At 59.4% G+C, this 20,536-nt stretch carries 23 protein-coding genes and 3 pseudogenes; 7 read left to right on the plus strand and 19 right to left on the minus strand.

What is annotated here, in order from left to right; translation table 11 throughout:
- Nucleotides 1-21: 21 nt before the first annotated feature.
- The 3 genes from QE453_RS23005 to QE453_RS23015 form a co-directional block, all read right to left on the minus strand.
- Nucleotides 22-426 carry a hypothetical protein gene (locus QE453_RS23005; RefSeq protein WP_142188007.1) on the minus strand — a complete coding sequence of 135 codons (405 nt, stop codon included), beginning with the start codon at nt 424-426 and terminating at the stop codon, nt 22-24.
- Nucleotide 427: 1 nt separating this feature from the next.
- Complete coding sequence (locus QE453_RS23010) at nt 428-1,174, minus strand: ParA family protein (RefSeq protein WP_142188008.1); 747 nt, start codon at nt 1,172-1,174, stop codon at nt 428-430.
- A gap of 122 nt (nt 1,175-1,296) precedes the next feature.
- Nucleotides 1,297-1,698 carry a hypothetical protein gene (locus QE453_RS23015; RefSeq protein WP_142188009.1) on the minus strand — a complete coding sequence of 134 codons (402 nt, stop codon included), beginning with the start codon at nt 1,696-1,698 and terminating at the stop codon, nt 1,297-1,299.
- A 190-nt stretch (nt 1,699-1,888) separates the two neighbouring features.
- Here QE453_RS23015 and QE453_RS23020 point away from each other — a divergent pair, with 190 nt between their 5' ends.
- From QE453_RS23020 to QE453_RS23045, 6 genes are read left to right on the plus strand one after another with little or no spacing between them, the layout of a single operon-like run.
- A complete protein-coding gene (locus QE453_RS23020) occupies nt 1,889-2,503 on the plus strand; it encodes a nuclease (RefSeq protein ID WP_309778255.1) in 615 nt (204 codons plus the stop codon).
- A 17-nt stretch (nt 2,504-2,520) separates the two neighbouring features.
- Nucleotides 2,521-3,156: a thermonuclease family protein gene (locus QE453_RS23025; RefSeq protein ID WP_142188011.1), complete on the plus strand. Its 636-nt coding sequence runs from the start codon at nt 2,521-2,523 to the stop codon at nt 3,154-3,156.
- On the plus strand, nt 3,153-3,776 hold the full coding sequence (locus tag QE453_RS23030; RefSeq protein ID WP_142188012.1) for a thermonuclease family protein: 624 nt from the start codon (nt 3,153-3,155) through the stop codon (nt 3,774-3,776). Before QE453_RS23025 ends, QE453_RS23030 begins: the two co-directional genes overlap by 4 nt.
- Nucleotides 3,777-4,091, plus strand: coding sequence for a hypothetical protein (locus tag QE453_RS23035; protein WP_309778257.1), 315 nt, complete (start codon nt 3,777-3,779; stop codon nt 4,089-4,091).
- Nucleotides 4,092-4,099: 8 nt separating this feature from the next.
- The gene (locus QE453_RS23040; protein WP_142188014.1) at nt 4,100-4,474 is read left to right on the plus strand and encodes a hypothetical protein; all 375 of its coding nucleotides are present in this window, start codon (nt 4,100-4,102) and stop codon (nt 4,472-4,474) included.
- A gap of 27 nt (nt 4,475-4,501) precedes the next feature.
- On the plus strand, nt 4,502-5,035 hold the full coding sequence (locus QE453_RS23045; protein ID WP_309778695.1) for a hypothetical protein: 534 nt from the start codon (nt 4,502-4,504) through the stop codon (nt 5,033-5,035).
- A 32-nt stretch (nt 5,036-5,067) separates the two neighbouring features.
- Here the strand turns inward: QE453_RS23045 and QE453_RS23050 are convergent, their stop codons facing one another.
- The 12 genes and pseudogenes from QE453_RS23050 to QE453_RS23105 all read right to left on the minus strand — a co-directional run.
- The gene (locus QE453_RS23050; protein WP_142188015.1) at nt 5,068-5,409 is read right to left on the minus strand and encodes a helix-turn-helix domain-containing protein; all 342 of its coding nucleotides are present in this window, start codon (nt 5,407-5,409) and stop codon (nt 5,068-5,070) included.
- Between the two features lie 386 nt (nt 5,410-5,795).
- Nucleotides 5,796-6,785: an aldo/keto reductase gene (locus tag QE453_RS23055; protein WP_142188016.1), complete on the minus strand. Its 990-nt coding sequence runs from the start codon at nt 6,783-6,785 to the stop codon at nt 5,796-5,798.
- An 11-nt stretch (nt 6,786-6,796) separates the two neighbouring features.
- Complete coding sequence (locus QE453_RS23060; RefSeq protein ID WP_142188017.1) at nt 6,797-7,171, minus strand: DUF2255 family protein; 375 nt, start codon at nt 7,169-7,171, stop codon at nt 6,797-6,799.
- Between the two features lie 32 nt (nt 7,172-7,203).
- On the minus strand, nt 7,204-7,674 hold the full coding sequence (locus QE453_RS23065) for a cyclophilin-like fold protein (RefSeq protein ID WP_309778260.1): 471 nt from the start codon (nt 7,672-7,674) through the stop codon (nt 7,204-7,206).
- 165 nt (nt 7,675-7,839) lie between these two features.
- A complete protein-coding gene (locus QE453_RS23070; protein WP_142188018.1) occupies nt 7,840-8,301 on the minus strand; it encodes a cupin domain-containing protein in 462 nt (153 codons plus the stop codon).
- Nucleotides 8,302-8,377: 76 nt separating this feature from the next.
- Complete coding sequence (locus tag QE453_RS23075) at nt 8,378-9,154, minus strand: carboxymuconolactone decarboxylase family protein (protein WP_309778263.1); 777 nt, start codon at nt 9,152-9,154, stop codon at nt 8,378-8,380.
- 49 nt (nt 9,155-9,203) lie between these two features.
- Nucleotides 9,204-9,821, minus strand: a complete 618-nt coding sequence (locus QE453_RS23080; protein ID WP_142188019.1) for an NAD(P)H-dependent oxidoreductase — start codon at nt 9,819-9,821, stop codon at nt 9,204-9,206.
- A 246-nt stretch (nt 9,822-10,067) separates the two neighbouring features.
- A pseudogene (locus tag QE453_RS23085) lies at nt 10,068-10,729 on the minus strand (aldo/keto reductase).
- A 137-nt stretch (nt 10,730-10,866) separates the two neighbouring features.
- On the minus strand, nt 10,867-12,456 hold the full coding sequence (gene tnpC, locus QE453_RS23090; protein WP_309776119.1) for an IS66 family transposase: 1,590 nt from the start codon (nt 12,454-12,456) through the stop codon (nt 10,867-10,869).
- 73 nt (nt 12,457-12,529) lie between these two features.
- Nucleotides 12,530-12,874: an IS66 family insertion sequence element accessory protein TnpB gene (tnpB, locus tag QE453_RS23095; RefSeq protein ID WP_309776121.1), complete on the minus strand. Its 345-nt coding sequence runs from the start codon at nt 12,872-12,874 to the stop codon at nt 12,530-12,532.
- Nucleotides 12,871-13,257 (minus strand): transposase, encoded by a 387-nt coding sequence (locus QE453_RS23100; RefSeq protein ID WP_309776123.1) that lies wholly within the window; start codon nt 13,255-13,257, stop codon nt 12,871-12,873. Before QE453_RS23100 ends, tnpB begins: the two co-directional genes overlap by 4 nt.
- Before the next feature lie 76 nt (nt 13,258-13,333).
- A pseudogene (locus tag QE453_RS23105) lies at nt 13,334-13,555 on the minus strand (aldo/keto reductase); the annotation flags it as partial.
- 371 nt (nt 13,556-13,926) lie between these two features.
- Between QE453_RS23105 and QE453_RS23110 the strand changes: the two are divergent.
- Nucleotides 13,927-14,835 carry a LysR family transcriptional regulator gene (locus tag QE453_RS23110; RefSeq protein ID WP_142187727.1) on the plus strand — a complete coding sequence of 303 codons (909 nt, stop codon included), beginning with the start codon at nt 13,927-13,929 and terminating at the stop codon, nt 14,833-14,835.
- A 255-nt stretch (nt 14,836-15,090) separates the two neighbouring features.
- Here the strand turns inward: QE453_RS23110 and QE453_RS23115 are convergent.
- The 4 genes and pseudogenes from QE453_RS23115 to virB10 all read right to left on the minus strand — a co-directional run.
- A pseudogene (locus QE453_RS23115) lies at nt 15,091-15,214 on the minus strand (helix-turn-helix domain-containing protein); the annotation flags it as partial.
- Nucleotides 15,215-15,413: 199 nt separating this feature from the next.
- Nucleotides 15,414-18,197, minus strand: a complete 2,784-nt coding sequence (locus QE453_RS23120; RefSeq protein ID WP_142187728.1) for a type IV secretory system conjugative DNA transfer family protein — start codon at nt 18,195-18,197, stop codon at nt 15,414-15,416.
- On the minus strand, nt 18,166-19,215 hold the full coding sequence (virB11, locus tag QE453_RS23125) for a P-type DNA transfer ATPase VirB11 (RefSeq protein WP_142187729.1): 1,050 nt from the start codon (nt 19,213-19,215) through the stop codon (nt 18,166-18,168). Before virB11 ends, QE453_RS23120 begins: the two co-directional genes overlap by 32 nt.
- A complete protein-coding gene (gene virB10 / locus QE453_RS23130; RefSeq protein WP_309778268.1) occupies nt 19,212-20,528 on the minus strand; it encodes a type IV secretion system protein VirB10 in 1,317 nt (438 codons plus the stop codon). Before virB10 ends, virB11 begins: the two co-directional genes overlap by 4 nt.
- Nucleotides 20,529-20,536: the final 8 nt, after the last annotated feature.

The raw sequence follows: 20,536 nt of genomic DNA on the forward strand, positions 1-20,536 counted from the left end.
GGGCGGACCTCTCATTTCGATCTACAGCCCCCTTGCTTTAAGGGCTTCCAGAATCAAGCGATGGGTCGCTGAGGACAGTTGCTCGTGCTGCTCCAAGGACACGCAAAAAATCTTCGTCAACACATCGTCATCGAGATAAAGCGATACCCGTTTCCGTTTTACTGACGCACGAGCCGCTGTCCTGGGCGCCTTGGACTCCGATCCTCGCTTGTTTTCAAGGCTGGCCGGTATTCGGGTCTTCGAAGAATCTGGCTCCGAAAGAACGGTTTTCGCCTGTGCAGAAGCAGAACCATCGGGCATCAGCGTTTCGAGGTCTATATTTGTTGGCATGTAAGAAGTTGCTGCCTCCTCGATGTCCTTCGCTTTTTCCTCCGTTGATTGGACACGGGCGAGAATGTTGCCGGCCGACGTTCTTTCCCTCGACATCTTACGCCTCCGCCTGCAGCAGACCGATAAACTCGTTGTTGATCTTTTTCACGAGATCGATTGCGTCGAGCACGCTTTCCGACGCCCGCCGTTTGGCTGACGGCGTCAAGGCCGGGTTGTTCAAGATGCCGGCGAGTTTCGAGTAAAGGGAACCGTAACCGGCTCCCACGTCGCTGAAATGATTGCTCTTACGGACGACCGTTTCGACCACGGGTATCCGGCCGCTCGCCAAGATCGCGTGAACCTCGGGAAGCGATCGATTGTGCTTGAGGGCAATCATGTCCACGTAGTTCCAGATCGCCGCGTAAGGGATCGGCCCGTGATCCCGCTTCCGACCTATTTCCGTTAATATGGTAGCCACCTTGATGGCTGACGTAGCTGCCGTTGGCTCGGGAATCACTGGAATAAGGATAGCATCACACTCGTGGTAGACTTCGATCGCGCGCTGATGCACGTACCCGCCGACATCGTAGATCCGGATTGCCGCCTCGGGCGCGTTGTCCAGCCGCTCACGAAACCTGTCTTTAGGAGCCACGCGCAGATGCAACAATGACCCGTCTGCCGGCAATAGGCCCCGCTTCATGGAGACATTGTACCAGCGCGTCGACGATTCCTGTTCGTCGCAATCGATCAGCAGCGTCTTGTGGCCTTGCTGTGCAAACTCCGCAGCGAGATTGACGTTTAGGGTCGACTTCCCGGCCCCGCCCTTGAAGGTCGATATGGCGAGAGAGAGGGGTTTTACTGCCATGACATTTCTCACCCATTTTGCCGACGTCTGGATCGCGATCGCTTGCGCGCCCGTAAGCGGAAGATCTGAACCCAGCTTGGCAGTTGTCGTTGCTCCCATCTCATACGAGGGAACACGATCCTTCACCGGCCACGAAGCTTTGCCCGTGCCTCCTCCTGTTGCCGGGCTGCGATAAGCCCCTCATTAAGCCGCATCGTTTCGAGCGTTCGTGCCGCCTCGGAAACAGGATCCCTCCCCGGCCAAAATCGAAGAATTGGCAAAACGAGCAGCAGGAACGATGTGATTGTCCCGGCTCTAAACCACGCAGATTCAGCATAGAGGTTGCTGGCCCATTGCCAGACGCTCCCGGTCGTTTCCAGCGGTAAAAAGGCATAGGAAAACGTCAACACAATCCAGTAGCCGACAAAGGCCGCAACCAAAATGCATGCCATCGACACCAGGAGGAAGCACGCGATCTGGAGCAGCAACCAGACGGCGCGGATTGGAAGAGTGAAGGCCATGAGAGCTTTTTTATAGATCGACATCTTCTTGTCTCCACACGCAAATTGGGCCTGTGACCAACCTTGCCTCAAACTTCACGGCCGCTCAATACTTGCACTGCAGTACAATTTCGTGCATATTCGAAAAAGTCAACAGGTGACGGGTGCGAACATGAAAATTGACGCATGGCGGGGCTTATGCCACTTCATTCTCAGCCCTATTGGTGCCCTGATCTTGAAATCCGAGACAAGCTGGGCCGACACGAATGCTGAGTTCGTCAGCTATCGGAACGCCTATGTGTCGGGGCGTGATCCGATCCCCGCATCGCCGATACCGCTCGACACGTCATCGGCCGCAACGCAACTTGATTTTCAGAGTGTCATCCCAAACGCCGCGCTCAGCGGAAGCGCATTTCTCGCAGCAGGTGGAAAGATCGTAAGGCTAGCCGAAGTCCAGGGCGGCCTTTCAATCGAGCCGCTCGAATACGCAGACTTTGTGGCAACCCGCTCCATCGTCTCGCTTGCAGCGATGACTGTGACCATCTCAGACGTCCAGCAATTCGCCGGAAACGCATTCCCCTGTCACGAGCTCGGGCGGACCCGCGGCCGGTTAATGGTATCATATGCTGAATGCGTTTTCATGGATGGAGATACCGCACGGTCTCTCTCGGAAGTGCTGATCAGCAAGGGCGTGGCCTTCGCCTTCGGTGACAGTGCCGGCCAGCCCGTCTTCCCGGTTTATTCGCAGGTGGAAGACGCCGCACGGGCGACCAAAGCCGAAATCGGGGCCAGTCTCAGTTTTCTCCAGCCCTACGGTGAGCGTTACCGCGCCAATCCGACAAGGCATTGATGCGGATCGGAGCCTTGATGTTTATGTCCACAATCGCAGCTTCCGGCCTCTACACAGGTATTGTCATCCTCCCGACGCTTGCCGGTAACGAATTGCGGCAAGTGCACCCTCCTTCTCCACCAGTTGTTCGCGTTCAGGCGGCGCAAGATAGCTCTCCTGGGACCAGGGACGCGGCGCAGCCACCATCTTCCGCGTTCGTGCCGTTTCCGAGCCACGCGCAGTTCGAGACCGGCGATAGCTGGATCTCCGGCAGCAAGCGGTATCGCCTTTATGGTTTGCAGGCATGCGTGCGCGGAACCACCGTCACCCTGTCTGCAGGGGCTTCGCGCGACTGCGGGGAACTGAACGTGATCATGATGCAGGCTCTGATCAGAGACACAAAACCTGTTTGCACCAACATTCAAATGATTGACCAGAGCAATGTGGTGGTCGCATGCCAGACGACGGCGGGCGCGCATCGCTATGATCTCGCGACCTATATTATAGCGCAAGGATGGGGATTTGCCGCTGTCGATATCACCGGCCAACTCATTGTTCCTGGCTACAGGATCGCTGAGGAAAGCGCGCGTGCGGCCCGCGCAGGGCTCTGGGCCTATCCCGACATGCCGCACCCTGTTTCGGTGCTGATGCAACAAGCCGGGGTGTCACGATGAAGGTTATCACGATCTCGATGATTTTACTCGCTCTCGCTCCAACGGGCTCGCTGGGGCAGGCTCGTTCCTCCGACATTCCGCGTCAGATATTTGGCAAGGTTCAGGTTATCGACGGCACTACGTTCGATTTCATCAAGAGCCGTCAACTCGTGCGGCTGGCCGGCTTCGAAGCCCCTCGTCTCAAGCAGGTGGCGACGAGCGACGGCATAACATGGCCGGCTGGGGAGGTCACGCGCGCGTGGATGATCCTGCGAACCCTTGGCCAGGACGTCAATTGCGCGCCAATCGGTCGCGATACCAACAACAATCTGATCGCCCATTGCTTTGTAGGCGAGACAAACCTCGCGGAGACGGCCATTGCGGAAGGGATCGGCTACGCCTTCAACTATCCCAACGAGCCTCAGATCCCCGCTTATTTCGACATTGAGAGAAGAGCGAGAGGGCTTGGCTTCGGCATCTGGTCCTCGGCCGATTTATCTCCTCCCTGGCTCAACAATGTATCGCAGGTGCCCGTTGAGCAGTCCGACGGCCAGGCGCAGGCCTCCGAAGAGCACCGTCCCCTACCCTTGTCCGTCATTCCCAACAGCGCCTTGTCCCTCACGCGAGTGCATGGAGGTTAAATGAAAAGCCCTTTCCAGACTTCGGCTATTATTCTGATCTTGCTTTCAGTTCTTCCGTATGCAGCCCGCGCGCAGGACGGCGCCACCAAAGCACAAATCGAACGACGGGATCCGGACTTTTGCGGGGCAGGCGGCGCTGGCTGCGATCCGGCGGACGTGCAGCAATGGAAAGCGGTCGGCAACAAGCTGGCAGACCTGTCTTCGGCCGACCTTAGCCAATACGCCTATGCCTGCGCCAAGCAACGTGAATGGAAATCGGATTGCGAAACAAATCCCATAGCGATCCTGAAACGGCTTGGCATCGAAGGGTATTGAAATTGCCCATGACGAAACTGGGCCATGGATGGCTTGCGAGCGTCGGTATCGTGTTCGTTGTTGGATCGGCAGGTGGTTACACGGTCGGCCACCTGCAACGGACTGACAGGACAGCAGAGCTTGAGCAGGAGATCGTGCGGCTCGAAAAGGAATTCGGACAGAAACAATGGGCGTTTGAATTCCCGAGCGACACGGAGGCAAGCGCCGCGATCGCCAAATCTGGTCGTTCGATCCGGATTTCGGAATGCCGGCTTCGGCAGGCGGTGCCCGGTGTCACCTGTACCGGCGTCATCACCACCACAAGCGGCTCATTTGCGGGGGGGACCCAGCCCGGCACCCTGTCGTTTGCAAAAATCGACGGCGCCTGGGTGCAAATGCAGTAGACCAATCAAAGGAGACCGGCTGTGAAAATGGTCATGTTCTTGGCCACAGGTTTGATAGGCTCACTTTCGGCGATGTCTGCAAAAGCACAGGGCGCGGACTGGGGTTGCCAAGTTCTGCTATGTGCCGCATCGAAAAACCCGTCCTGGCACGGTGTCCCCTATTGCGTTCCACCGATGCGAAAGCTCATCGACGCGATGTCCAGACCCGGCTTTTCCTGGCCCATTTGCCAAGAGGCAAAAGCGGGAAAGCCTGGCCACGAGGATTACGAGGATTGCCCTTCTGGAACCACAGTGGGCTATTCGTCACGAGGCGGCGACAACAGTTCGCGGAGCGAACCTGACCAGTGCATCGAGACCGTCAATATTTGCCGGCCGTCGGGCCAGCGTAACGGCGGTACCAGGTCAGGGGGTTTGACGATCAATCGGAATTTGAGTGGGGTTGGCGACAGCTGCACCAAGCAGATTGCAACTCCCCGCCCCCGCCGCGCGGATCCCTTCTATTTCGATATTCCAAACAGCGAAGGCATAAAAGAGCGGTTCTGGTTCAACTTGAACCACTAGCAGCTGCCGGACGGCATCTGCTGACCACGCGATCACGAGTCCGTCCCGGCGGTTTTCTGTTTCTTGCGGCGGGCTTTCCAGACCGCTATCCGAGGGAGGTCATCTTCAGTGATCTTAAGCAAATCCTCGATGAGGACATTCCACTCTCGCTGCATCTTGTCGAGCGTCGAGAGCTTGACGTCTCGCATCGCTCGCGTCACCTGCGAAATGTATGCTTCGTGCACCCCGAGTTGCTCAGCCAACTCACGGTTCGTCACCTTACGTTCAGCCTTCAGCCGTTCGAGGCCAATGGCAAGCCTCTCTTGGAACGACAGAGAATCGAGTGTCGAAATATCGACGGCCTCGACCGGAGGCTGGCGTTTCACACGAGGCATCAGCCACTATCCCCGACGGCAATCACGATCCTGCGTCTAGAAAGCGATGCCGAGGAATTGACGGCAACGCGCGCCATCACGGCGCTTCGAAATATCGTTGAAACTCGATAGGTCATTCCGTCACCCGATGTCGACTGCGCTCCCCGGTGTCCAAAGCATAAACCGGTCGTTGATCATACTTCAAACCATGCAATTCACAAGCAATCGATGAAGGGACCGAAGCCGAGCCCGTCATGGATGTGCAGCGGCAAGCCGGGAGTGCTGCGCCCGCGACCAGGAAGACGGCGAAGACCGACGCCATCAGGGACAGCGGGAGCGATTGGTCGGCGAGGCCGACCGCTTGGGCATGGTCATGGACATTGTTCTTCCTCGGGCGTCTTCGCCCGTTACAGACCCGAACGCCGCAGCATCGCCTCGGGATAGCGCGCGCCTTCGATCTTGATGGCCGCCGACCCGGTGTCGAGATGATTGAGGTCGTCGGCTGAGAGTGTTAGCGACAACGCACCGATGTTTTCCTGCAACCGCTCGCTGCTGCGCGTTCCGAACAGCGGCGCGATCCAGGGCCTTTGCGCCAAGATCCATGCCAGCGCCACTTGCGCCGGGGTCGCGCCAATACGCTCGCCGACCGAGCGAATAATATCCACGAGCGCTTGATTGGTTTCGCGCGCGTCCGGCGCGAACCGCGGAATCTGGTTGCGGAAGTCGTTGTCGCTGAACGTCGTGTTCACATCGATCTTGCCGGTTAGAAAACCCTTGCCGAGCGGGCTGAAGGGCACGAAGCCGATGCCAAGCTCCTCCAGCGTCGGAATGATCTCGGCCTCGGGCTCGCGGGTCCACAGCGAATATTCGCTCTGCAAGGCCGCGACCGGCTGGACGGCATGGGCGCGGCGGATGGACTGCGTGCTCGCCTCCGACAGGCCGAAATAGCGCACCTTGCCGGCCGCGATCAGGTCCTTGACCGTGTCGGCCACGTCTTCCATCGACACCTCCGGGTCGACGCGGTGCTGATAGAGGAGATCAATGTAATCAGTCCCCAGCCGCTTCAGGCTGCCATCCACGGCGGCGCGGATCTGGGCTGGCTTGCTGTTGACGCCGCCGCGATGCTCGCCTGTTGACTGATCGATGTCCCAGCCGAACTTGGTCGCGATCTTCACCTTGTCGCGGATGCCGGCGAAGGCTTCGCCGACCATTTCTTCATTCGTCCACGGGCCATAGACCTCGGCGGTGTCGAAAAAATCCATGCCGAGATCAACCGCTTCGCGCAGCAGCGCGATCATCTGCGGCCGGTCCGGTATCTCGCGGGCCTTGCCATAACCCATGCAGCCGAGCGAGAGCGCCGAGACTTCGAGGCCCTGTCCGAGTTTGCGCTTTTCCATTGCAGGTCTCCTCATTCTTTCGGCATCACCCGGACCGTCGCCGCGCGGGCTCGATCGCTGACCATGGGCGCGAGATAGGGGCTGGTGCTGTATTTCTGACGATAGGCGTCATCGATCCGGTCGTTGATCGCGCCTTCGACCGGCTCGAACATGATCTCCTTCGTCATGCCGGCGGCGGTGATGCGCCCGGCACGCTGCCGGATCGCGGCCTGATACCAGCGCGACTCCTGCCCGTTGTAGCCGCGCACATAGAGGCCGCTATCGACCACCACCGACCAGATCCAGGTTAGCGTGCCAAAGGTGTTGCCGTCCTCCCGAAACGGGGCGATGTGCAGGTCATCGGTCGCGGCGATGCGCTCGATCTCATCCCTGGGCCATGTCGTCATAGCGGTCTTCCTTTATCCGCGCGGTCGCCCGCTCATTGCGCGTTGACGCGCTCGATTGTGACTTCCGAGGTGCCGGCGACCCTGAGGGCGTTGAAGCCCTCAACGATGCGGCCGAGCTTCACGAGGCCGGGAGAACGACGGAAGTCCTTGTGGAACAGCGCCAGATTTCCCCACGGCGCGTAGTAGGTGACGTCGCCGGCTTTGGGGTCGGTCGCGGAGGGCGCGCCGCGCGTGCTGAGCTTCGACCGCAGATAGGCGATCTTCTCGGTCGCGGCATAGTCTTCGAGCTTCACCTTGAGCGGAAGCAAGGCGAGGAAATCGCGTGTGGTGGCGTTGTCCTCGAGGACGGCGGCGACAGGCGTGCCGTTGAGCGTGAATTTGATCTTCATGGTTTCTTGTGTGGTCTGGCTGTGAGCGGCGGCGCCGGCGAAAAGGCAGGCGGCGGCGATTGGAATGGTTCTTCGGATCATCGACATGGCGTCACCTTTGCGAGCGCCTTCCATCTGCTTTGCTCCCGAGAATGTTCCGTGTCGACGCATGAGCGGAAAACATTTCCGGAAATCTAGCAACCAAAACCCTTGCTGATTAGCTGCCGCAATGTTCATGCGGTTGTGAGCAGCATTCACAAACCCACGCCGTAAAGGTTGGCCGGAAGGCCGGCCTGACCGTCATGGGCGGAACTGATCGTCCGTTACCGGCTCCAGCCAGTCGACGTTCTTGCCGTCATGCATATAGCTAACCGCGATGTGGCGCATTGCAGTCGTGTCGGTCGCGCCGTGCCAGTGCTTCACGCCAGCAGGAATCCAGACTGCATCGCCGGCGTTCATCTCGCGGCGCGGATCGTCCTGCTGCTGGACCCACCCTTTGCCTGATGTGACGATGAGCAACTGGCCTGCCGGGTGGGTGTGCCACGCGGTCCGCGCCCCCGGCGCAAAAGTGACTTCGCCCATGGTTGAGCGCGTGGCGTCGGTCGCGGGAAACATCGGAGTGATCACGACCTGACCCGTGAACTGGTCAGGTGTGCCGATGACCGATGGGGTCGAGCCGTTCGGGGTGATCTCGATGGTCTGCGCGAGCGTCGGTGTGATACTGGCCATAGTGACCAGCGTTGGGGCGATGAGGGATTGCATGGCCTTTTGCTCCTTTCCGAGGGTGGGTATCTCTGGCGCACGGTGTCACAACGATTCGCTGTGCCACCCGGCCGCATCAGCCGCGCCGCTTCTCGAAGATTGTCTTTGCCACCGGCAGAGCTGACATGGCGTTGGGCCAACCGGCGTAGAAGGCCAGATGCGTGATGACTTCCGCCGCCTGCTCCTCGGTGAGGCCGTTATCCATCGCCTTGTTCAGATGGAAGGTGATCTGCTCTACCTGACCGACCGAAATCAGTGCGGCGACGGTAACGAGGCTGCGGTCGCGCGGCGCGAGGTCCGGGCGCAGCCACAGATCGCGGAAGAGATAGTCGGTGGTGTACTGGACGAGGCCGGGCGCGACCTTGCCGAACTGGTTTCCAACATTCGTCGAACGCGCGGATTCCGCGGCTTCGTCGAGCCGCAGCGGTGTGGGATCGGCCTTCGGGAGCTGATCCGTCCCGATGCCGCGCTTGGTGAAGACTTCGCTAACCGGTCCGATGGCGGCCATCGCCTTGCCCCAGCCGGAATAGTAGGCGAGATGGGTGATGGTCTCCGAGATTTCCGCCGGCTTTACGCCGTTCTCAAGCGCCTGATCGGCATAGTAGGTCAGTGCCGGCGCCTCGCCACGGGCGATGAGCGCGGCAATCGTGACCAGGCTGCGGTCGCGCGGGTTCAGGCCGGGCCGCTTCCAGACGTCGCCGTAAAGGCGGTCCTGCGTGTATTGCTCAAGCGCCGGGGCAACGGACCGGACCTGATCCGGCGAAAAGTGGCGACCTTCGGGATTGGGCTGCTGTGCGTGTGCGGTGGTTGCCATGATGATGACTCCTAAGATTGATGCGATGAAGCGTTTCAATTCGGTCTCCCGGTGTTATGGTTTTGGCGCTCGCGATGAGGCCGTAGCTTCAGCTTTGAAGCCGCTCGATCAATTGCTGCTGATATTGGGGTAGTTCCGACGGAGTGACTGCCTGAAACGCCAGTGGCGGCAGATGGGTCATGCCGCAATGCAGCGCGCTGGCTTTCATCGGCCAAAAGACGTCCGCAAGATCGATGCCGATCCTGCCCGAAGAGCCGTAGGTTGAGGCCCCGCCGCCTGCGGTCGTGACCACGAGCATTTCCTTGCCCTGCCACAAGCCCGGACCGACGCTGCCCCACACGTCGTTCAGATAGGCTCTCATCATCGGCGTGATGTTGAACCAGTGGGTCGGGAACAGGAAAACGATACGATCATGCGACCTGGTGAGTTCGCGCTCTTCGTCGTCCTTGATGGCGCGAGTGTCGAAACCGTAGATGGTTTCCAGATTGCGCACCGTGACACCGTCGATGCTTTCGGCCGCGTGCTGCAATCCCTTGATCATGACGGATCGTTCGGGATACGGGTGGGAAGCGATCAGCAGCGTCTTGATATCGGTTCTATGCGGCTTGCTGGCAGTTTGCGCCTGCGCGGGGCTGGCCGTAAGCAAGCCGCTGCCAAGTGAGGCGGCGAGCTCCAGTTCAGCTTTCAAAAAATCGCGTCGATTCATCCCGCACCGCCTTTATTGTTCACGCTTCATTGTGAAAGTTAGTGCGAAAGAGCCGATGCGGTTACCCTTGAAATGCTGCATGGACCTTTGAAGAGCGCTCATTAAACGAAGAGAGCGCAGACCGGGTTGATTAGATGATCGGAAAGCAAAAGCCCGCGCATGCCGCGATACTGAAGAAACGAAACCTTCCGGCTTCATTCGACTTCCAATGTCATGAACAGCGCGGGCTTGATGGCCGCCGAACGATTACCAGGCGTAGGCTTGCGGCGCTTCTCCGCCGGGACCGGGCCAGATCTCATCCAGGCACTTCATCGTGTCTTCGGAGAGTGAGATGTCTGCGGCGCGCAGCGTCTGCGTGAGCTGTTCGACCGTGCGTGGTCCGACAAGCGTGGCCGTCACGACGGGATTGTGAAGCAGGCACGCCAGACCGACGTCTACCGGCTGCTCGCCGAGGTCTTCGCAAAGCGCCTCATACGCCTCCAGTTTCGGGCGATAGCGCTCGATCGTTTCCTTCATCGCCGGACGCTCCCGGCGTCCCGATGCCGCCTTCTTCAAAATGCCGCCCAGCAAGCCGCCGCCGAGCGGGCTCCAGGGGATGAGCCCGAGGCCGTAGTGGCGGCAGGCCGGGATCACCTCAAGCTCGACGGTTCGCGCTGAGAGATTGTAGAGGCTCTGTTCGGCGACGAGCCCCATGAAATTGCGCTGGCTCGCCGCGCCCTGGGCCGTCGCGATGTCCCATCCGGCGAAGTTCCTGCTGCCGACGTAGATGACCTTGTCCTGCTGCACCAGAAGCTCCATCGCCTGCAGATTTCTTCCCACGGCGTGAAGCGGTCGACGTGGTGCATCTGGTAGACATCGATGTGATCCGTCTTCAGGCGCCGCAGGCTATCTTCGCAGGCGCGCCGGATATCAGCGTCGACAGCCGCCGGTCGTTCGGGCCGAGACCCATCGGCTGATAGACCTTGGTAGCCAGCACGATGTCGTTTCCTGCCGCGCTCGGCCGTCCAGCGGCCGATAATCTCCGTAAGCGGCAAGCTGAGGCCGTTCAGGCCTTGTAGCTCCACGGCATAAGGACATCGATTTCGCTACTAGGCCAGCCATTTGCGAGGCGCTCGAGTGTTTGCGTCAGCCAGGCCTGGGGATCGACAGAATTCATCTTTGCAGTCTGCAGCAGCGTCGCGATTGTCGCCCATGTCCTGCCGCCGCCATCGCTGCCGGCGAAGAGGCTGTTCTTTCTCGTAATTGTCTGGGGCCTGATTGCGCGCTCAACTATGTTGTTGTCGAGCTCGATGCGGCCGTCGGTGAGAAAGCGCTCGAAGATGGAGCGACGCGAGGTGGTATAGCGGATCGCCTCGGCCAGCTTCGACTTGCCGGAGATCCGCGGTAGCGTCTTCTGCCAGAGGGCGAAGAGCTCCGTGACAACCGCAGCAGATGTCGCCTGGCGCGCGGCGACACGGGCGTCAGGGCTTTGGCCGCGGGCCGTTTCTTCCACCTGCCAGAGCTTCGCCATCAGTTCCACCGTCTCGGTGGCGATCCTGGAGCTGTCTGAGGCGTGGAGCTCGTAGAACTTGCGCCTGCTATGGGACCAGCAGTAGGCCAGCATCACGCCGTCATTGCCTCCGTCAGATCTGGCAAGCTTGTTATAGGCACCATGTCCGTCAACCTGCAGAATACCGCGATAGCCACTCAGATGCCGGGCGACCCGATCGCCAGCACGGCTATCTTCGAAGCGATAGGCAACCATCGGCGGGCTACTGCCACCAAAGGGTCTGTCATCCCGGGCATAAGCCCATAGCCAGGCCGTCCTGGCCGATCCGGATCCGGGCGCGAGTGTCGGCAACGTTGTCTCGTCAGCGAAGATACGCTCAGCCTTCTTGATCTCGGCGAGGATGTAGTCGGCCAGGATATCAAGTTCAAAGCCGAGCTTGCCCATCCATTGAGCCATCAGCTTCCGGTCAAGCTCGACCTTGTCGCGGGCATAGATTGCCTCCTGCCGATAGAGCGGAAGGCCATCGGCATACTTCGAGACCGCGATCTGGGCGAGAAGCGCTTCCGTCGGAATGCCGCCCTCGATGATGTGCGCGGGTGCGGCTGCCTGAATGACACCGTCTTCATCTTTGAAGGCATACTTCGGTCGGCGGGTGACGATGACGCGGAACTTCGCCGGCACGACGTCCAGTCGCTCCGAGACGTCTTCTCCGATCAGCACCTTCTGTTTGCCGATGTGTTCGGGCAGTTCATCCGGCTCGATCACCACTTCGACCCGCTCCAGATGAGGAGCAAAGCCCTTGCGCGGTCGCGGCGGACGCTTTTCGGTATGGGCGGCACCCTTGTTCACCTTGGCTCGGATCGCCGCGATGCCGGTCTCGATTTCCTCGAAGACAAAGGCCTGCTGCTCATCATCGATGCCTGGAGAGCCGAGCTTTTCCGATCGCCGGCCAAAGCGGGCACGATCGAAGGCTTTCAGGATCTGGGTCAGTCGTTCGATGCGTTCATCAGCATCGGCGTTTCTGGCTTTCAGGTCTGCGACCTCGCTCTCAAGAGCATCGGTGCGCGCGGCCTTCTCGGCCATGGCAAGAACCATGGCTTTCAGGGTATCTACATCATCCGGGAGCTGCAGATCGGGCGGCGTCATGACGTCTACCAGAGCATATTTTGCTCCGGTTTGCCTGCCCTTTCAGGCGGGTGATTCACTTTGCCGCAGGCATTTACCCAACAATCTCCGGCGGCTTCACCGCCACCGAGCGCACCCGTTTCCAGTCCATGCCGTCAACGAGCGCCATGAGCTGGGCATGGTTGAGCTGGACTCGGTTGTGGCCTATCCGCGGCCAGCAGAACTGCGCCTTCTCCAACCGCTTCGAGTAGAGGCAGACCCCGGATCCATCCCACCAGACGATCTTGATCCGGTCGGCCCGTTTGGCCCGGAAGACATAAAGCGAGCCGTTGAACGGATCACTGCCAGCATCGCGCACCAGCGACAGCAGGCTGTCCGGCCCTTTGCGGAAGTCGATGGGATGGCTGGCGAGGAAGACCTTTACACCTGCGGGGATCATGCTGAGCGAACCGCTCGGATGACACGCTGCAGATGCACTTCTTCGACATGCCGGCCGGCCCGCACGACGATACCGTCAATGACGATTTCGACGACGGGGTCGGGGTCAGGTGCGACGCTCTGCGGATCAACTGCCGCTGGTGCTTGTCCAGGCTCATCACTGCCCAACAATTCTCTACGCCAGCGGTAGAGTTGAGACGGCAAGATCCCGATCTGCCGCGCCACTGCCGACATGTTCACACCGGGCTGACAAGCCTGCTCAACCGCTGTGGCCTTGAATTCGTCGGACCAGAACCGTCGCAACTGTCGCGGCGACCCGTCAAGACGATCGGGCACCGCCTCGATCATTCGCATCAACCCAAGGCTAGCCGCAGGTCTAGACATAGATCCTCACATTCAGAGAACTCCTACGCCCGAAATACCCTACTCAGCATCAGCCGCGCCAGATGGGGTTTCCTTGCCGCTTACTAATCTCCTCGGAGAGACCGAAGCCCTTCTCCATGCCGGGAGATTGCAGGCCGCCATAGACATCGGCGGTATCGACGAAGTTGATGCCGGCCTCCACAGCCGCATTCAGAATCTGTAAGCTGGTCGGCTCATCGGTTATTTCGCCGAAATTCATCATGCCGAGGCACAGCCGGCTGACCTTCAAGCCAGAACGGCCCAAATGAGCGTATTGCATAACAGTTTTCCTTTCGTCATTCTTGGGGAGACGTTTCATGTGACGCGCCGGATGCGGCAAAACTCTTTGGCTGAACACCGTTGACCGACACAAAGTCGTATGACTTGACCGGAGCCTCTCTCGGACGCGGACCCTAAACCGGAACCGGCGCTTGCGTCACAGGGTTCCGTTGCATGGTCTTGTGAGAGCAATTCAGCAGTGTTTCATGCTGAACTGAGCGAAACGAACGGGCGTCGGCTCGTGGCTTCGCAGTCCGGTCGCATCACAAGCGCGGCACGTTGCAAAGGGGCAGTCCGTTCCATCGGGCGTCGTGTCGAAGGGAATTCACGATGGGAATGCAAATATGAGTGGCACGTACGAAAGAGCGTAGCATGCAGACAAATCGCGCCGATATCGCGGACCTGACCTACTTCCTGGCCATCGCCAGGCATCGCAGTTTTAGCCGCGCCGCCATCGAAATCGGCGTGAGCGCGTCGGCTCTAAGCCATGCCTTGAAGGGTCTGGAGAGCCGGCTCGGCGTCCGGTTGCTGAACCGAACGACCAAGAGCGTCACGCTTACCGCCGCGGGCGAAGCGCTTGCCGCCGCGATTGGCGAGCCGTTCGAAGTGATCGACACGGCGATGGAGACGCTGAACCGATTTCGGGATGCGCCGACGGGCCGCATCCGCCTCAACGTTGCCGTCGAAGCCGCGAATTTGCTGCTCGCCCCGGTGCTTCCCGCTTTCGTCGAACGCTACCCGGACGTCGAACTCGATATCGTGGCCAGCAATCGCATGGTCGATGTGACGGATGCGGGGTTCGACGCTGGCATCCGATATGGCGGCACGGTCCCCGAGGATATGATCGCTCAAAGACTGTCGGCCGACGTGCGCTGGGTGGTGGCGGCTTCGCACGACTATCTCGATCGGTTCGGCGTTCCCGAACATCCGAACGACCTGCTTCAGCATCGGTGCATCAGCAACCGGCTCGGCGACGACCGGGTCTATCGTTGGGAATTCGAGCGCCACGGTGAGGAGCTGCAGATTGTTGTCCCGACGTCGATCACCGTCGATCTGGCGGAGACAGGACTGATCGCGGTCCTCGGCGGTGTCGGCCTCATGTACTTCCCCGAACCCCTCGTCGCGCCCTACGTCGCAGACGGGCGGCTGCGGCTGGTGCTGTCGGACTGGGCCTCGATGGGCGATGGCTTCCACATCTACTATTCGAGCCGACACCAGATGCCGACAGGATTGCGGCTGTTAATCGACCTCATTCGCGAATTGCGGCCAATGGGGCTGTGAGTGTACCGCAATCAAGGGCGCGAGCTTGCGATGATCGTGATGACTTTCCAAACGAAGAGGCGGGCCAAATCGCCGCGCCGAAGGTTCATTACTGAGTTCTGCTCACGACAACATGAAAATGAACACCGGTAGCCATCGCATATTGGAGGGCTAATTTTGGCACGGAAATGGACTTCTCGATTTCAGGATGAGGAAGCAGATCATGAAATTCTACCGCGAAGGCTCGCAAGCTCCCTTTCTCGTAAAGTTGGCCAGTCAGCACCTCCCGTGTCGGGAAATGGCGATAAAGCGTGCCAACACCAAAACCAGCGGCGTGGGCGATATCGTCAAGGCTTGCCGATGTTCCCTTTTCCGCAAAGGCCGCTTTGGCAAACTCCATCAGACGCTGGCGGTTACGCTCTGAACCCGCCCGAGGCTTGCGGATATTTTTTTTGATGACAGCCAAAACTACGCCCTTGATAAACGGAGAAATCCTCCTTTCGAGCATGCACGTCACTAGTTCTCCTGCGCACTCCGACAAGGCCTTCTTCGTCATCCGCGCCGGCGCGCTGGAGTGCGGCACGTATTCCAGTTCGCGTTCATTTACTACCTGTGAACTCGGCGTCATCTTCGCGCAACGGATCGCTTGCCGTGTCTGCGTACTCCCGAAGCCATGCTTTGGATTCGGCCTCGGTGAGCCTGCGGGATAGAGTGTCTAACATAAGCTCAATGTCCGAATTCAGAGCTTCTGGCTCAATCACATCTGGGTCTGCCTGCCGAAAAACGATGTCAGTCAAGGCCTGGAGGTCGCTTCCGAATGCCTCTCTTACTTCCTGCCGTCGGAGAATGGGCGAACCTGACAACCCGTCGCGGGACTCACCTGTGAATGAGCCGTCGTGATGCTTTCGACGCGTCGGCGGCGGTCCGAAATAAACGCTCCTGCCGAGCTTTTCTTCATCGTCATCGAGATCAATCTTGTCTGCAGTTTTTGGGCGTACGATTTTGGCCCCACCATGCCTATCTTTGCCCACAGCCGCACCATCCGCGGACTTGCGCTCTGACTGCTGTTGCCGATCGCCTACATTTTCCTCCGACACTCCAGATTGGCGAGTCTCATCGAGGTCCAACCTGCGTCGCAGCTCATCGAGGGAAGAAATATAAACGTGACGAACGCCTTCTTTAACGATGAAGCTCAAATCTTGTGGCTTTCGGGCGCGCTTGATCGCTGCAAGATTGAGATCAGCTCCAAGTTCGACGGCACTCGTCCTATCACGCGGCGTGGCAGCACTCACCGGCGGCGCGCGAAAACCCAGGCGGTCACTGTCAGCGATCGTCCACTCAACGGGCTTCAGGCATGGCCTCGGCACCGGCTTGAACCGTCGCACTTTGGCAAACATCCGCTCGCCGCCTCCATCCAGTTTCATGATGCGCATCACCGGCATGCCGGTCACCTGGAGGATCGCCTCTTCCGGCTTCATCATCATCAGCGTGTTCACAGGAAGAAGATCGACTGACACCGGTACCTTGGAGATCGACCGCTGCCTGCGGCCATGGCGATAAGAGTAGGATGACTGTTCGATCCATTCGGTGGTTTTCCCGGCTGCGAGCGAGACGGCCAGCGCATCGTCCTGATTTTGAAAATTCATGAAGACCTTGATCGTCGATGCCCCCATCAGGATCTTTTGTCCAGACCGCTGATACAATCGCTCGAGTTGGGCGCCATCCTGAAGAATGAAAACGAAACGCACGCCGTTTTTGCGGATCAGAGGGGCGAGCGTCAGCACTGTGTCGATGCGGCCGCCATTGCCGAACTCGTCAAGCATCATCATGACCTCATGCTCGCCATTGGGCAACGGTCCCATCTGGACCAGCTTGTCGGCCATTTGCTGGATGAACATTGAGATCAGCCGCTCATAGATCTGCATCGCGTTCCAGTCAGCCTGGATATAGATGACCATCTTGCGGCGACGAATGCGATCGATTGGTATGGTGGTGATCGAGGTCAGCGCCTCTACCAGGGGGTTTTGCAGGAAGTTCAGCTTTGCGACGATTTCGGCTGCAATCCCTTCTCCCAGCTTCTCATGACGCCCGGCAAATTTGGTGAGTTGCATGCGCGTCTGGTCAGACAGGACCGTTTCATAGTTTTCAAGCAACTGGACGATCGCCTTGCGCTCGTCGGACATGGAGTTGAGAATCCGGTATAGTTCGCTTAGAGACTTGCGGGTGTCGGGGCATTCGAGCACGAAGCCAAGCATGGCCGTCAGCAAGATCCTCGCGCTTTCTTCCCAGAAGTCGGATGAATCCGAGCGCAGCCGCTCCGGCAGCAACATCTGGGTCAATTTCTGCAAGTCGGTGATCCGCTGGTGCGGATCCTGACTGATCAGGTCGAGCGGATTGTAACCGTCGGTAAATTTCGATCCCGGCGCCAGCAGAAAAGTCTCAAAACCCTTGTCCTTTAGGAAACCGGAAGTCTCGTCGTACAGTTCGCCGCTCATGTCGAGCACGACCTGCGAGCCTTCGAAACTCATCATCGATGGGATGACAAAGCCGCGCGACTTCCCTTGGCCCGGCGAGCCGATCAGCATCACATGCTGGTCGCCGTCATTGCGCAGAAGAAGCCCCTGTTTCAGCCCAAGTACGATCCCGCGCTTGTCGCGCAGGCGAAAGTCCGCCGCATCCTTCAGGGTCGCTAGTCGGGCCGTGCCCATGATCATCCGTTGACGCTTCTGTATCGTCGCGCCGATCGGAAAACCGACAAGCCCGGCGGCGGCGGCAAGACCGGCAAGCGTCGCAAGCACGGTCTGTCGAGTGGGTTTCTGATAGACGCCATCGACGTCGGTCGCCCCGAACGGAGCCTGGTACATTGCAGCGAGATGGCTGCCATAGTAGCCGGCGATCTCCGCATGTTCGCCAGCTCGGGTGACGACGAGGTAAAACGCAAGTCCATAAACAGCGACGGCGGCATAAGCTGCGGCAAAAACGAGGGCCGTTGAGGCGATCAGGCTGAACATCGACCGGACATGCAGGAGGTAGAGGATCTTGCGCGACAGCGCCCTTCCGCCCTTCAGCATCCAGAGACACATCAGGAAGAACAGGAATGGTGAGGCAAGCGCGAATGCGAGAAGCGACAATCCGGCAGTGTTGCGGGTATGAATAATCGACCAGGTATAGCGAAGGGCGTCAGCAAAGCGCACCTGGCTGACATAGTCGAAATACGACGTTGATCCGAACGAGACGGCATAGGCGTCGTAGATCAAGGTGAAGAAGGCAAGCCAAATCACGACAACGCCCGCAAGCGCGACGGGCAGTGTCAGGAACGACAGTTTCTGCAAGCTCGTCCATTTCGGGCGGTCAATCTCTCCGTCCGTGTACACGCTGGCCATGTTCGTCAACCTCGTCGGCAAAATAGATCTCGCTGACGCCGCGCCCGCCGGCGGCATCGCTCTTTTTCAACTGGACAACGATCGGGATGATCGAGCGGATATAGCGGATGATGTCGTCACGCTCCATGCGGACATTGCTGTTGAGAACCAGCGTCGACAGCCGGTTGAAAGCATGGTGCGGCGAGTTGGCATGGATTGTTGACATAGAGCCCGGGTGACCGGTGTTGATGGCGTTCAGAAAGTCGAATGCCTCGTCGCCACGCAGCTCGCCCATGAAGATGCGGTCGGGCCGCAGGCGAAGGGCCGCGGCCAGAAGGTCACTCATCGTCACCCGCGCCTCGCCTTGCCCGCCCTTCGAAACCAGCAACGAAACAACGTTTTCCTGGCTTGGCTCGAGCTCGGCCGTATCCTGCATGAGGACGAAGCGCTCGTGGTTCGGGATCGCAGTCAGCATCGTGTTAAGGAAAGTCGTCTTTCCAGTTGACGTGCCACCGGAGATCAGCATGCTTCGATGGTTGGCGGCTGCCTGTTCCAGGAAATCTCGTACCTTCCCTTTCCGCAACAGTCGCGAGAGTTCGACATCGACATCATCGAGATAATCGTCTCCGGTTACCTTCGTGAAGTGGAAGGCCCCCGCCTTCTCATAGTCGTCGAGGTCGAACCGTCGGATGAACTGCTTGCGGATCGAGAATGCGTGGCCGGTCGCAGAGGTCGGACTCAGGACAAACTGAACGCGCTCGCCACCCGTCAACGTGGCCGACAGAAGTGGATTCTCGGCATTGACCGTCTGCTTGGTGAAGGAGGCGGCGCGAGACGCCATGTGGCGGATCACGTCCTGTTCGAGGCCCCCGATCTCGTGGCGCACCATCCGAAGCTGACCGATCTTCTCCAGCCAGATTTCATTGCTGCGCTGGCAGGAGATTTCCACGACAGCAGGGTCGTCGAGGAAGACCCGTATGGGTTCGAGTGCCTCAGCAAGAAAGTGCTGTTCGGCAGAGATCTGCGGACGCGCGTTCATTTCCCGTATCTCACCCTGCGAAGGCGCTCGAACTCTTCGCGCACCGGGTCGGGATAGAGACCCGCGAAATCGAGATCCCGCGTCACGAAGACGTTGATATCCGAACCTTGAGGAATGTGGATGGTCGGACGAATATTGCGGGAATCCTCAAACGCCGTTACTGCCATTTGTTGGATACCCGAGGCGATGGTTTCGGCGGCAATCGAGCGAGCGCGGTCCTGGGATGTCTCGCCATTGTCCTGAGGAATTCGGGTCACGCTGCCATTGTCGTTGATAATGGTAACATCGCGATCCTGCCTCTGACCAAGCTGCGCGATGTACTGTGTTGCGCCGCCTATCAGCGTCATCAGTGCCGGCGGCCCGAACCGCTCCCAGTTCTTTCTGTCGACTATGCCGGTCATACCCGAGCGGCCGAGACGGTCAGTGCCATAGGAGCCGAGCTGCACCGAGACACCGTCGCCGCGGATCATTCGTGTCCAGACAATCAGGATGCGCTCCTGTCCCCTTTGGACACCGGATTTGTAATCGCCGATCAGTGATGAGCCAGCCGGAATCAAAATCCGGCGGCCATCGAAGGAATAGACATCCTCCCGCACAATCCCCTTCACCATGCCGGCGAGATCGGAATTGATAGCTGTCTCAAGCGTCCCTCGGATCATCGTCCCCTGTGGTATCCAGGCATCCGTGCGGCGGTTCTCCGTGGCGGCCGACACCTCTACACCCTGTCCACTCATCGACTTCAGGAAGGCACGATCGCTATCGACGGCATCTCCGCTCGTGGCGCCTGATTGACCAGTGTTGCTGTTCGCACCGAACATACTCGCTGATGCATCGGACGACGTCGCGGACGTTCTTCTGGTCTGGTCCGACTGATCGAATACCATTGCAGACGAGCGGACGCGTTCCAGCAGCTTGGCCTTTCGCTCCAGCTCAATGCATTTGGGGTCGTCCGGGTTTTTGCCTCGGGAGCAATCGGCCTCGGCAGGAGGCGCGACAGGGGCGGCGGCGGGCACCCGCAGGGCCGGGGGCGGCGGCGGTGGCGCTTCCGGAACCTGGACCGTAGGCAGCGGCGGTGGTGAGGGGGTCCTGAAGCCTTCGTTTCTCGGCGTCTGCACCGGCCGGAACTCCTCACGGGGCGTCGCGTCGATTGTCGGTTCTTCTTCCCCACCCGCCAGAAGGAAGTAAAGGACAACACCAACGCCAGCAATAGCGGCAACGACTGCGAACGGCCGCATCAGGCCTATTCCACCGCGCCTCACCTGCCCGCCAATGGACGTATCGGTGTCGATCGAATGGTAGTTGGGGTCCGACATGGCGCGCC

This window comes from Agrobacterium sp. SORGH_AS_0440 (assembly GCF_031453135.1).
GTDB classification, from domain to species: Bacteria; Pseudomonadota; Alphaproteobacteria; order Rhizobiales; family Rhizobiaceae; genus Agrobacterium; species Agrobacterium pusense.